General features: G+C 25.5%; 7 protein-coding genes and 3 tRNA genes. 3 read left to right on the plus strand and 7 right to left on the minus strand.

Annotated features, from left to right (window positions below):
* Positions 1–3140: 3140 nt before the first annotated feature.
* Together sthA and nfuA are read left to right on the plus strand one after the other, a co-directional pair.
* A complete protein-coding gene (gene sthA, locus HACICURV3402_RS02180; RefSeq protein ID WP_157992702.1) occupies positions 3141–4541 on the plus strand; it encodes a Si-specific NAD(P)(+) transhydrogenase in 1401 nt (466 codons plus the stop codon).
* A 1316-nt stretch (positions 4542–5857) separates the two neighbouring features.
* Positions 5858–6433: a Fe-S biogenesis protein NfuA gene (gene nfuA / locus HACICURV3402_RS02185; protein WP_157992703.1), complete on the plus strand. Its 576-nt coding sequence runs from the start codon at positions 5858–5860 to the stop codon at positions 6431–6433.
* 316 nt (positions 6434–6749) lie between these two features.
* On the opposite strand, the gene rplY is transcribed toward nfuA, so the two are convergent.
* The 6 genes from rplY to sdhE all read right to left on the minus strand — a co-directional run bounded on the left by rplY (position 6750) and on the right by sdhE (position 12188).
* On the minus strand, positions 6750–7067 hold the full coding sequence (rplY, locus tag HACICURV3402_RS02190; RefSeq protein ID WP_157992704.1) for a 50S ribosomal protein L25: 318 nt from the start codon (positions 7065–7067) through the stop codon (positions 6750–6752).
* A 738-nt stretch (positions 7068–7805) separates the two neighbouring features.
* Positions 7806–7881 (minus strand) — tRNA-Phe (locus HACICURV3402_RS02195).
* Positions 7882–9023: 1142 nt separating this feature from the next.
* Positions 9024–9109: transfer RNA gene (locus HACICURV3402_RS02200), tRNA-Leu, on the minus strand.
* A 14-nt stretch (positions 9110–9123) separates the two neighbouring features.
* Positions 9124–9197 (minus strand) — tRNA-Cys (locus tag HACICURV3402_RS02205).
* Positions 9198–9508: 311 nt separating this feature from the next.
* A complete protein-coding gene (pgsA, locus tag HACICURV3402_RS02210; protein ID WP_157992705.1) occupies positions 9509–10057 on the minus strand; it encodes a CDP-diacylglycerol--glycerol-3-phosphate 3-phosphatidyltransferase in 549 nt (182 codons plus the stop codon).
* Between the two features lie 1864 nt (positions 10058–11921).
* Positions 11922–12188, minus strand: a complete 267-nt coding sequence (gene sdhE, locus HACICURV3402_RS02215) for an FAD assembly factor SdhE (protein ID WP_157992706.1) — start codon at positions 12186–12188, stop codon at positions 11922–11924.
* Between the two features lie 440 nt (positions 12189–12628).
* Between sdhE and folE the strand changes: the two genes are divergently transcribed.
* Positions 12629–13294 (plus strand): GTP cyclohydrolase I FolE, encoded by a 666-nt coding sequence (folE, locus tag HACICURV3402_RS02220; protein ID WP_157992707.1) that lies wholly within the window; start codon positions 12629–12631, stop codon positions 13292–13294.
* 626 nt (positions 13295–13920) lie between these two features.
* Here the strand turns inward: folE and dolP are convergent.
* Positions 13921–14493: a division/outer membrane stress-associated lipid-binding lipoprotein gene (gene dolP / locus HACICURV3402_RS02225; protein ID WP_157992708.1), complete on the minus strand. Its 573-nt coding sequence runs from the start codon at positions 14491–14493 to the stop codon at positions 13921–13923.
* Positions 14494–15379: the final 886 nt, after the last annotated feature.

Consider the following 15379-nt stretch of genomic DNA (forward strand, 5'->3'; position numbering starts at 1 on the left):
AACATCGACTAATCTGTAATAGCAAGGCATTTCTTAGAGTCTTTGATCCATTATTTCCAGCGGTAAAGAGAACACACTGCAATATCTATAATGATACTATATACATAGTAATCACTTTAAAAATCTAATATTTATAACCCACACTCATTTCTTCTTCCTGTGTAATTAAAATTAAGAACCCTACAATATCAAAATAAGAGAACCTAGTATGGGTTATAATTTAATTTATATAATTTTAAATATGTTCTCTTATTTATAAAATATGTAGAATATAAAGAATCATGTTCTACTACATGTGGACTAATTAATCCATATAGACTAATTAATCCAAGCTAAATTTCCTATAAATATAAATAAGAATTCCTCTAATTCTATCCATTTCAAAATATTACCATTTGGAGAGAATGCATGTTCATACAAAAATAAGTAAAATACTGACTTCATTGCAATAAGACTAAATATAGAAATGAATCAATGAAATAAAATAACATATGACAATATTACTCTATATTGATGTAGAATAAGTTCATATTAACATGATTTATTTTGATAAAATCGATTTTATGTATACGAATTAAAAGTTATATTTCAGAAATTAAAAATGTTATTAATGGTAAAAATATATTCTATCTATTATCTATGATAATAGCTTTTCTTACGAGAAAGAATACTACATCCTTAAATTATATTTAATATCATTAGCTTCATAAAATATAAAAAATCCTCTCTAATTTTATCTTCATTAAACACTATATTCCTATATCATATAAGAACTAACTTATTAAAATATAAAATATAAAAAAAATAAATTCTTTACTATATTGAATAATTATAAATAATATTAATACAGTGTTATCTTAATATCGAGATAATTATATCTAAAATTAATCTAATTATAATAATAATTAATATACAAAGTGCGTATTGTTAAATCCATATATCGTTAACCTCATATCTATCTATCTATTTATTCCAGAATCAATATATTGTTAAATAGCATATACATCATTAACAATAACCAAATTTTTTAGATCTTCTTATAAACCTAATTTACCTCGCATTTATGAAATAGAATATATTATATAAAATATACCCCCTTATTTTCTTCTCCAATCTACTATTCTCTATCTTTTTTCTGGTATCAATTTTCTGCGTATCATGCTATCACTACACGTCTCAAGTTACTGAAATACCCTAAGATAAAAAATATTAAAATATGAATAAACAATATTAATTTTTTATATCACATAAGTAAAGACGCTCTTTTATTACCCCCCTTAATATATGAGAACATATATCTATTTCTAATATATTCTACTACTGTCTTCAACGATAGAAAATAGTATTTTTCTAATTACGTAGAATTAGAGATATCTAAAAATTAAACATACATCTAATTATATTAATTTATAATCATCAAATTATATTAAGAAAAAATATAAATACTATCTTAATACTCATATATCATAGACCCATATGTCAAAGTTTTTAACTAATTACATATTTTAATTCTAAATTAATGCAGTCTTGATACAAAAAATTGTTTATTAACTAACCAATAGAAAAATATCATATAATCTTTGTATAACTCTTCGATATACTAATAACATAAAAAATATTAATTTTTACATACCTCAAGCTCTATTCAATCTTAATATACACAATATTACATCTTGATTCTTAAAAGATTGATCTGTTAAAAATATTCTATTTCAACCTTATGATATATCTAAAATATAAAATATAAAATAATAGATATTATTATAAAGATATATTGGCAAAATAAATAAAAAATCTTCCAAATAATGTATGATTAGATATGTAAGTACCAAATTTTAATAAATTAAATACTTTATACAAGGTAGTTTTATAATAGTTTTATCAATAGTTATTTTCGATATTAAAAAATAAATTAATTTAAAATTACAATATATCTTATATAATAATTTTCTTTTCTATGTAAAAATAACTGTATAAACCAACCTAAGGTACAATCTTGTTGTATTTTACAATACATTTAGATGAATTATCTAATTAACTTTTTATACTAGAACTAATAGAATAAATAATATTTTTAAAAGAAATTACATAAAACAAACAAGATAATAAATAAAACAAAGTAAAAAATTATAATTGAAAAATTTAAGTATAAATAATAAAATAATTTATATAAACTATATAAAATATATATAAATAGATAAGAAAATTAACTTTAATCTGATAAAAATCAGATACTATCTTTATAAATATGAAAAAAATACTATAATAATATTATGATTTAATCTAAATATGTAAACCCTTTCAAGACCCACTCTTACCAAAAATAAATTATTTAGTCACAGTTATGACAATAGTAACTTAAAATGACATACTCGTATGAGTATAAACTTATCTCTTTTATACAAAATTTATACAATAAATATCCAGTAATTTACTTCCTATCTGCTCTATTATTTCTATAATAATTATTATTACTATTTATTATGCTTAAATCAATGATGAGGTCTGTGAAAAATTAATTGCTTGAATTATAAAATCATAAATTTTAAAAAATTTTAACCACCTTTTATAGGAATAAAAAATAAAATACTCATTAAAATGTATGATAAATTATAAATAAAAATACTATCTCAGTTCTCAATAAATGTAGCAATAACAAAATTTATTACAACCCTTAATTATCTTCAATAATATTTAATTATCTTCAAGAATATCAAGACTACCTACAATATACATTATTTAAAAAAACATCTAACATCTATCGAGCTATATTCAAAAAAATTTACATGATAAGTATAAAATTACATTGAATAGAGATCCTCCTAACAATTTCTAAAAATATTATAAACGTGTATCAACAAGACTATACGTTAACAACTAAAATAGTTAATAACACTTTAATTCTCAAACACATCCCAATTCTATGGATGTATATATCTCGAACTTATCGCAACCTCTTCTGTATCCTAGAGGTGGATATTGTAGAAATAATTTTAATATAACAGTAACCTGTTACCAAACATAAATATACTTATAAAGTAAACATTAATCAACTGCAGTATGACATATATTGATAATGAAAAAGAATTTAGACAATGCCACAAACTCTGTTGATGATATAAAATATAGGACATTTTAGTATGAAAAAATCTCATGATTATCATGCAATTGTTATTGGCTCAGGTCCAGGTGGTGAAGGTGCTGCGATGGGTCTGGTCAAACAAGGGGTACATATAGCAGTTATTGAGCGCTATCAGAATATTGGTGGTGGCTGTACACATTGGGGCACTATTCCTTCCAAAACACTTCGCCATGCTGTAAGCAGAATCATCGAGTTCAACCAAAATCCTCTTTATAGAAATCAAAATCAACTCCTTCGTTCTTCTTTTTCTGAAATATTAAATCATACTGTAAATGTAATTAACCAGCAAACGCATGTGCGACAAGGATTTTATGAACGAAACCACTGTGATATTTTTCAAGGACATGCTCATTTTATTGATAACAATACAATTGAAGTTTTAATTCCTGATGGAAGTACCGAAAGACTTACGGCTCAAAAGTTTGTTCTTGCGTGTGGATCACGACCTTATCATCCACCCAATATTGACTTTCACAACCCACGAATCTACGATAGTGACTCTATCCTTAATCTACAACATGATCTTAATCACATTATTATTTACGGTGCTGGAGTCATTGGTTGTGAATATGCTTCAATTTTTCGAGGGCTCTCTATTAAAGTTGATTTAATTAATACTCGTAATCGTCTTCTCGCATTCTTGGATCAAGAAATGTCAGATTCCCTTTCATATCATCTCTGGAATAATGGAGTGGTAATTCGGCCTAATGAAGAACTACAAAAAATTGAAGCAGTACCTGATGGAATTATTGTACACCTACAATCCGGAAAAAAAATAAAAGCAGGATGTTTCCTATATGCTAATGGTCGATCAGGTAATACACATTCCTTATCATTGACAAATGTAGGCCTCGTAGCAGATATACGGGGTATGTTAAAAGTGAATCACCTGTATCAGACAGAACAACCTCATATCTACGCAGTAGGAGATATTATTGGCTATCCTAGCCTAGCCTCAACTGCATATGATCAAGGGCGTCTTGCTGCTCAAGCAATGATTAAAGGCGAGGTAATAACAAATTTAAGCAAAGATATACCAACAGGTATATACACTATTCCAGAAATTAGCTCTATTGGTCAAACTGAGCAAAAATTAACAGCTATGAAAATCCCTTATGAAGTGGGAAGAGCACAGTTTAAACACCTGGCACGTGCGCAAATTATTGGTATGAGCGTAGGAAGTCTCAAAATTCTCTTCCACCGAGAAACCAAAGAGATTCTAGGTGTACACTGCTTTGGTGAGCGAGCAGCCGAAATAATTCATATTGGTCAGGCTATAATGGAACAGAAAAATGGTGGTAATACACTTGAGTATTTTGTTAATACAACATTCAATTACCCAACAATGGCGGAAGCCTATCGAGTTGCGGCGCTTAATGGTATAAATCGATTATTTTAATAATCGATTACTAACAAGGCATCTCGATAAATTATTACTTTTATCTATATAAATTATAAAAACATAATATTCATATCATTAATCAAACAATATACCCTTGACCACATATTTAAGTATCAATAATATAATTAATAAATGAAAGTTAATGAAAGAGAATTACTCGAGATGCAGGAGCTCTATGCGGTCTAATTAAAGCCTGTCTAGAATAGATCTCTAATATCATATAATGTTTAACTTCGAACAACATACAAAAATTGCTTGCAGGAGTATGCATCAAGATAATAAACCCATGATTTTACCTATAAAATAAAATTTTAAACATCTCCTGTGGTATATACAAATAATTTTATATATATATTTTATATATAACTTACTTTTAATACAAAGATCTAATCTCTATTTGCATAGACCAAAGTACGAAAAAATAGATGAAAACAATCTATGAGTTCTTTTCCATCCTACACGCACATCTAGTAAAGAGTAAGTGCTAGAAACATCTAAAATTAACAATTTTAATATTACAATTAAATTCATCACTATTGTTATTTACTAAAAAATTATCTGATTTCATATTTTAAATAAAAAATATAAGGACAATTATTTCTGCAACCTTTCATATATAAATTTAAAATTTAAAAAATAAAAATGTCCTATCAAATAAAATTCATATAGCTATATATAGGGACTCTATAATCTTTCTTGGTCGTGTTTATATACACAGAAAACAAATTTATATTTGACTATAAAATAGATTTATACTATAAAATAATTAAAATCAAATATATAGACACTTGATAAGGATATTAAAAATACTAATATAAGGCTTATGTTAAAAATAACACATTGATATCTTTATACATAAATAAATGGAATATAGATATAACAAAAGTTTATATTTATAAAAAAATAAAACAACATTAATATCAATAATCAAATTATCAAATATGATCTGTGATCATTCTCAATAAAATTTTATAGAATCATTAGTATATGACTGAATAATTCAATTTAATTATATAGACTGAACAAAAGATTTATACTATACTTTTATCTAATAAAAATTATGCATAAACTATAGAAGATTTCTAATATAGATTTTACATTATATCATCAAGTTAATCATCAATGCTAGATATAATGGATATGAAATGCATGGAATGTAAATCTAATTAATAATTATATGATATATAAATATATGACGTATATGCATTAATTTATTACACTCATAATCATATAAATATTTTCTATTATTTATTTATTTTTTTTAAATCTTAATGGATAAAAAAATGAGTATTGTATACTATTGAGAACTCATCATGATCATGATTACTAATTCTGCCCAAATGCATTTTACAAAACTGTTATCAACTCAGAAAAACGGAACCCAGATTCGTGTATTTATTATCAATCCAGGTACAGAAATTGCTGAGTGTGGTGTGTCCTACTGCTCTCCTGAAACAATAGAAGAAACCGATACTGAATTAAAATTCTCTCAATTTTCAGTATTTATTGATGAGAATAGTCACCCATATCTTCAAGATGCCGAAATCGATTTTGTTACTGATGCGATTTTATCTCAGCTAACATTAAAAGCACCTAACGCTAAAACACCTAAAATTAATTCCAATTCTCCACTTATTGATAAAGTAAAACATATCTTACAAACAAAAATTAATCCAAAATTAGCCCACCATGGTGGTGGGGTTTCAGTAATAAATATAACTGATGAAGGGTATGCAATTCTTAAATTTAGAGGAGGTTGTAATGGGTGCTCTATGGTAAACCTTACCATTAAAGAAGGTATTGAAAAAGAATTACTTACTCAATGTCCGGAATTAAAAGGAATACAAGATATTACTGACCATCAATATGGAAAACATTCCTTTTACTAAATCTAACAGGAAAATAAAAATTCTATAATAGATGATAATCTATAACAATATGTATTCACTAGTACAGAAAAAATTATGTTTAGCTATAACTACAAAAGATCTAATTATAAAATGAATAAAATTATTATAAGAAAAATAAGGGTTTAGTATAAATAAGAATATTGATTCTAATTTACTTCTTTACTATTATTGATAGTATACAGATAATATTTATGCATTAAGTATACAAAGAAGTATTTTATATTTCAAATAATATATTTTAAATGGAACGCTACGTACTGTGTAAAAAAGTACGTAGCGTTCCATTTAAAATATATTAAGACTCACATCCACTTACGTTAAATGATTCGACAACACGCATAAAATCAATATGATGTATTTTGGGTTTAAACGGATGTCTTTGCATTGCATGCACCCTAACCTTAGTTTCTATACCATCAACAACTAAAGAAAGAGCGTTTTTATAAAAACCAGTTTCTAACTGAAGATTCATTACAGATTTTTCAGCTATTTCAATAGCCAATAAAGGTTCATTGCCACCGTATACAATTGCAGGAAACCTATTAGATATGCGTAGCCGGCGGCTCGAACTCTTGCCACACTTCTTACGAATGGAAGCATGAATAATGAGCATTATTACGTCCTTTTAGTTTTAAATATCTTTTTACACACCATATAAAATAAGTCTAATTTGTATGATATATAAATTAGAAAATCACATAATGCTGAGTTTACAATTGAATTAATGAAGCAATAATTGCATAACTATATGACTGAAACCAATCACTGTACACAATTCAAGCGCAATAAAACAATTACTTTAAATATAAAGTACTTATTTGGATACTTAATGCATAAATATTATCTGTATACTATCAATAATAGTAAAGAAGTAAATTAGAATCAATATTCTTATTTATACTAAACCCTTATTTTTCTTATAAAAATTTCATTAAAATTTTTAAAATGATATCAATCTCACTTTTATAGTATAGTCTAACAAAAAAATAGTATAATTCATATATCTTTAAAATCTTCATCAAATTCTTACAAATATAAAATCTAAAAATAAAAAAATACATTATTTTTCTTTATCAGAATTCATATAGGTATTTCATTCAATATTTTATTATTTAATAAAACTAATATAATAATTCTTTTTATATTTTTATAAAAATTTTAACAAGAAAATTTATTAAGAAATATAAAATATTTATATTAAATAACTAAAGCTCGAGGCTAAGTTATTGCATCATCATTATTATAACAATAATCAAATTCTATAAAAAATAGATTGATTATCGTCTGATCCAAAACTCAATTTCTTATCACTGCAATGCTTTTTACTATAATACCATATAATATATAAATATGGTGCCCGAACTTGGAATCGAACCAAGGACACGGGGATTTTCAGTCCACTGCTCTACCAACTGAGCTATCCGGGCAAATACTTATACAAAGTATATATGAAAAAACTATCTATCAACTAATTATAAATGAAATTTACAACTTTAAAAAATACATAATTACATTTAGATTATAGAACATTACTCAAAATTTTATAATTAAATTATTAATCCAATGAAGTGAGTATTCAATATAATAAATATTCTATAAATTTCTAATTTATGAAACTATAAAAATTCTTAAAATATAAATTTTAATTTATAATATTAGATAAGTCTCGATTTATCTGAATTTAAAAATTCATACTTTAATAACCTCTAAATATAATTAGATTCATTATAAAACCAAATTCAATAAAATATTGTCTTTTATTATAAAATAACCAGTCTCTTCATATATCTAAGTAAAAATATCTAATAGTTTTTATATTTTAAAAAACGTTGAAATTATAATTCTTTAATTATTTTATTGAATTTAATAATTTTCAGTAAAATAATGAACAATATGTTATCTTCTTACTGCTTAATTAAAGTTAGAATTAAAATAATCATTTTTATCAATATAGCTCTCACTAAGCCATTTATTAAAAATTTATTTATATTTTATATAATATCATATCTTATATGTATATTACCACTCTTCACTTTATGAAAATTAATATTACATTCAATCTTTCGTAAAAAGACATCCACTATATCTTATATAGTAATACATAAACAGTGATGATGTTAATATGAACTATCTTTATCCTAAAGATCCATTAATTCACTATATTTAATTTTAATATATATACTTTTTTTAATTGAGTTAGTTTTACTTCCATCAAAACTTTTAAAAAATCTTATCCATCATCTCAAAAATAATACATCAAAATATGCTAATTTTCTAGCTTCTTTATCATGCATAAATAATTATTCAAATTATAATACTTGCATAATAAAGAAGCTAGAAAATTTTTAACATTATACATGTAATAATTTAAAAAATATATACGGTTCTACTGCAATATACATATAATATTCAAGTTTCATCCACTATTAGAACTACTAAATGAATATCTTAAAACTAAAAAATTAAACCATATACATAGGAAATGAGTTCATAACTCATATATATAAAATGTAAAAAAAACAAAAAATCAATATGTAAATAAAATGTCTTCTTGCAGTAACGTCTCAAATGGTACCCGGAGCGGGACTTGAACCCGCACAGCTATAAGCCGAGGGATTTTAAATCCCTTGTGTCTACCAATTTCACCACCCGGGCTTAAAATTACATAGTGGAGGCGCGTCCCGGAGTTGAACCGAGGTAGGCGGATTTGCAATCCGCAGCATAACCATTCTGCCAACGCGCCTTACATTTTACCAATAAAATCAACTTATTAAGTTTAAAAATTGATTAAAATCGATCTAAACTGCATAAAATACAACAAAAAATAAAAAACTAAAATTCCACAAGCTAGTATTCACCGTCTCATGCTTAATTTAAGAAATAACGTATAATTTTATTATATCATAAAAGCATGACTTATACTTTTACATTTTCTAATTTTATTCTATACAGTTATAAAAAATCAATTAATTTAAAATTAATAACTCAAATAGAAGATAAAGTCAATATAATTTTCTATAAAAAATACCTTTTTCTACATATCTATAATATTTATTAATGTTCAAATAAATTACTACGTGCAGAATTTAAATATTGAAACATTGACCAAACTGTTAACATTGTGGAAATATATAATGCCGCGATTCCAATTCTTTCAACCATACCATCTGGACGCCAAAGTAATGCGAATAACGCTAACATTTGTACAGTAGTTTTGATCTTGCCTATCCATAATACTGAAACACTACTACTTTTTCCTCGGCCTGCCATCCACTCACGCAAAGCAGAAATAATAATTTCCCTCGCAATTATTGATAAAGCTGGTAGCGTAATTAACCAAGAATGAAAATATTCAACTACTAATACTAATGCAATGGTTACCATAATTTTATCTGCTACTGGATCCAGAAACTCTCCAAATCGCGTAGTTTGTTTCCATCGACGCGCTAAAAAACCATCGAACCAATCAGTAATAGATGCAAATACAAAAATCAATGCACATACTAATGGAGCCCAACGACATGGTAAGTAAAAAACAAATACAAAAAATGGAATAAGCCCTATACGACATAAAGTAAGTAAGATTGGAATATTAAATGGCATAATTATGCTAACGTGCTAACTGTTCTTGATAAAACTAATTATTATCAGACTGGTCTCAAAAGTACAGATAATAATCTTACATTATGCAAATCCCCTATCCAATCCTACGTATATATCTTAATATAATGATAAACTTTAACTATAATGATATCTACCACAACCTCTTGTTTATCAAACATGCACTTTTCTTGTTTTTATTAACTATGAGAAGAGATCATCTTCATTATCTTAGAGAAAAGGTACACTTCATACTCTAATTAAAAACAAAAAATATACCTCATACTAGTCATTCTGATAATCAACTATTTCAACCTTTTTCTTGTTCACAGACTTCTAAATCTATTTTTTTAAACCCCATCACAACACTAATATATAGTTTATGATATAGGATATGGCATGAATTAATAGCCTAAAATAAAAAATATTAAATCATTTTATCTCTAACGTAGATATAAATAAAATGGACTACGATAGACTCTAGTAGTTCCGATAGCAATATCGTCATAAACGAAGTATATCTTTTTTAAAGCACTTGTGACTTACACTTAGTTAAAAGTCAATATTATCTTATTTTTTCTTAAAACTCATATAGATATGAGTATTAACTAGAAAATATATGAAATAAATAAGATATGATTACTTTAATTACTTTAAAAAATTAAAAATTATAGAACAATATAAAAATATTATTGATATTGCTCCGATTTACATAAAAAGTATGCAGAATATAAATATACAAATAGTGAGTAATATTAAACAATCTAAATTAAGCTAAATACAATCAGCTTTTTTTTAAATACATCTGAGTCCAGTAAGTAAAAATACAAAATGAATATTATTATTAATAATATATCTACTATCTAATAACGAATTCCGTAAGACTATTCTTTACACATTACACCTATCAGATCGGATCTTTTATCCTTTTATTTTATCAATCCAGACATAGAATAGAACATTCTTCAGCTACTACTCTCAACTGAATTAATGTAAAGTTTGGTGTATCATGAAAACTATTAAACTAAATAGTATCAGGATTCATTATACAATACTTAAATAACTAACCATATTCAGCGCTTTAAGAGCTCCATACGCTATATAAATATATGAAAAAATCAATCAAGTAAACAGGATCCAATCATGATATAAGAATGATATATCTGATAAATATTACAACTCACTAAAAGGATGCATAAAATTAGTCTCATTAAAAACTACTCAATCTATTCATTAAGTACTTGTCATTCAGAAAGCAATAGATAATGTGATAATTAAATGAACTTTACTCTGAATCATACTACAGTGAGATATTTTGAGTACAATCCATAGATTTACCAATTAAATCTTATTCTATAATAAGTCGTTGTCTCTCGGAAAAATAAAATATATGTTATCTTACTCTTATATAATTTCTTATCAAATAAAATAGAGTGGAATTCTCTCAATTTTCTAATCTAAGAATATAAGAAATGTATCATTTTTAATTATAAAAATTACTAAATTAGTATAAATTACTAAAAAATTTTAGTACAATACGATTTAAATAAAATTAAAATATTAAAAATAGTTTTATACAAAATATGCCACTATAAAAAATAAATACGACATCAATAAAAAAATAAAATTTTAGCACTTAAAAATAAGATTTGACCTATAGTGATGTCATTGTTATGAATAATGACTTTTTTGCATAAATTTCTCATAAATCCAATCATTAAACTATAAAAAACCATTCTTAGTAGATTATCTTTTAAGATAAAGCACACTAATTCATTTATGCCATCTTAATCTGCAGCATTTCTCTTTAAAAGAAATAAATAAAACACCTCTGTCAAAAAAGATAATAATATGACTCAAATATCACTTACCCTATAACAAACTCGCGCGTTTGATTTCTCTGTTGAATTATGGATACTATTCTTTGTAGATCAGTATCTTCTGGTACTTCATAATGCATTAACCAATTTAATAAATCTGGATCATTACTCTGCAATAAACGAAGAAATATCTTTTGATCATTTTTACTCAAAAAATCGAAATCATGCTGAAAAAAAGGCATAATCAATAAGTCAAGTTCTCTCATGCCACGACGACATGCCCAATAAATTCGCGATTTATTTTTAATATCCATATAACATACTCTCGATTAAATAATAATCATGCTATTCTATTAATGTGGAAAAATTCTTTATAAAATTATTACACACTTCATAAAATAATTGAATATCCTCAATTCATGCTATAATAATCTCACTTTAGTATAGAAATAATTAAATATCTACATCTCCTAATTCTTACATGTGTAAAAATCCTAATCGGATATAGCAATTTTATACAATAGAACTAACTTTAGCCATAATTCTGATTTGCATAGATTTTATGATATACATAAATAAAAATAATACCCATGAAAACCTTGATCATATAATATTAATTATTTTTTTAAATTCATACATTTAGCTATAACTTCTCTAAGTGAAATAACTCATACTCATCTATTTCCCATTAAAGAACATCCCATTAGATTGTTTTATTAACAAGACACTAAATCATTTCCGGAGAAAATAATAGATGTCAATGATAAGTGCAGAAGCTAAGCTCGTGCATACAGCTTTACTAGAACTTAATCTAGAAACCCCATTAAAAGAATCACATTCTAACATAGATAAACATGCTCGTAAGACATTAATTTCTCATTATATAACGAAAATTCTAGAAGTTATGAGTCTTGATATACAAGACCATAGTTTGATGGAAACGCCACAACGTATAGCTAACATGTATGTAGATGAAATCTTTTCCGGCCTAAACTACGCAAACTTTCCTAAAATTACATTACTTAAAAATAACATGAAAATTGATGAAATAGTTATAATACGTAATATTTCCTTAACTAGTACATGCGAACATCATTTCATGATGATTGACGGTAAAGCTACTGTAGCTTATATTCCACAAAATACAGTTATTGGATTATCTAAAATTAATCGTATCGTACATTTTTTTTCCTCTCGACCCCAATTACAAGAGAGATTGATTCAGCAAATCCTAGTTGCATTACAAATACTTCTAAATACTTGTAATGTAGCAGTATCAATTCAAGCAAGACATTATTGTGTTAAAGCCCGTGGCGTGCGTGATAAAGCAACGACAACCACAACAACCTCGTTAGGAGGCTTATTCAAATCTAATACGCAAACCCGACAAGAATTTCTACAATTATTAAGTAATAATTAATAATAATACAATAACTAATTATATTTATTTATAGTTACACAATAGAATAATCAAAAACTTAAAAAATAAAATATTAATAAAATACTTATAATAGAATCCTGACGATAATCTAAAGTTAAACGTAATATTACATATTTATATCATCAAATCAAGGTTATAACCTTTAACGTAAATGACAATAACTATTAATATAACTTATTGTATTTTAATAACATAAAACTTATGTAAGAATATAAACTCATCTATATTTACATTATGAATTAATACTGACATGCTTCACAGCCTTAAAAATTTATATATCTCTCTTAAAAAGAGCATTAATGATTTAATTTACCCAATCAAATACACTCCACTATCTATTTATTAAGATATATCAGCCTTATAAATATAATTTAACTTCTTAGAGAAAACCTATGTCTTTCTTCAAGAAAACGCGTTGTGTTCAACAAAAGTGATATTAATTAAAACAATCTATTAATAAATTTATATAAAAAGAATATGATAAGATATTAATCATATTATTAAATATTCAAAATAATTCAGTATAAATCACATAACGATATCTCCTAAATTTTATAATAATCTAATTAATATAGATCAGAAACAAAATACCATGAGATCATAAATTAATGTACAATAGTAAATATTGTGGTTACATTCTGCACACCGTGTACATGCTCGGCAATATCTACCAATATTCTTGCCTCCTCTTTGGTAACTAAGCCTAATAAAAACACTTCACTAGATTCAGTATGAACTTTAACGTGTGAAAACTTAACCTTTTTATTACTCAAAAATTGTGAACGAACTTTAGTGCTAATCCAAGCGTCAAACGAAGCGGTACCTAAACTTACATTTTTTTTTGTACGAATTGCATTGTAGACTGAAGTAGTACCTTTAACACTCATAGCAATCTCTTTGGCATGCTGAACCAACTGAGTGTCAAGAGCTTGACCGGTTAATAGTACCATTCCCTGATAACAAGTAGCTGCAATATTTGTCATTTTATGTATCTTTTGGTCTTTACGCAACGCCTTAGTTACCCGATATTCTAAAATTTGATCATCTACTTGAGTACCTGTAGTTCGTGGATCAGTAACAACCTGAGCTGCTACTGCGGTGCTTGTAACTAATGCAGCTGCACACCCTTGTAACATACACAAGTTACACATTAATACCAAAAAAGATACTACCTTCATATGCACACTCCTTTGAAATAAATCCTACAAAACAAGCTTTTTTATTTATTAGATAAAGATAATTAACAATACATATATGACTACATTAACTTCCAGTTAATACTTTAAAAATAGTAATTTTTATCCTTTTCTAAGACAAAACTATCATCTACAAATACTTATAATTAATTAGAAAATACCGAACCTCACTTAATTAATCTATTTCAAAAATTATAGAATATTATGACAATTAACTAATATTTTAATATCAATAATAGAATATTGTTTTTCTAAAAACAGCTAACATCTACTAAAATAGCTCCAAATTTTAGTAGTATACAATACTTAATTCTTACAATAAGTATTGTATTAATAATACACATCTCAAATAACGTAACGATAGAAACTATGGTATGGTACTTGTTAGAATATAATATAGCACTGCATTAAGTCACAATATTATATAAATAAAAGGCGATCTAAAACATTATTAAAACCAATATAACTTAACGTTAAGTGACATACTTACTGGTACTCTTTACACCTTAATATCTACTATTAAACATACTTGATTTTACAAAACCTGATCCATATCGAATTACATAAAATAATTTTATTATTGACATAAATAAAAGATACTGATTCTACTTATATTCATTAATGTTGATGATTTTACAATCATAATAATATTCCATGAATACCCTATGATCACAAGATATAAAACCTTGATCTTATAATTAGAAAAAAATTTATTTAACAAAAACGTCGATTTATTTAAAATCCTACTACATAAAAAATAAAAAATAAAATATATATATTATACATCATTAAACAATACAATAAAATTGTTCTGCTTACTACTTATCACTTATCTCTTTCTGCACCCAGCCTAATAACTTAAAATATT

It is taken from the genome of Candidatus Erwinia haradaeae, assembly GCF_900698925.1.
Taxonomy (GTDB): Bacteria; Pseudomonadota; Gammaproteobacteria; order Enterobacterales; family Enterobacteriaceae; genus Erwinia_E; species Erwinia_E haradaeae_I.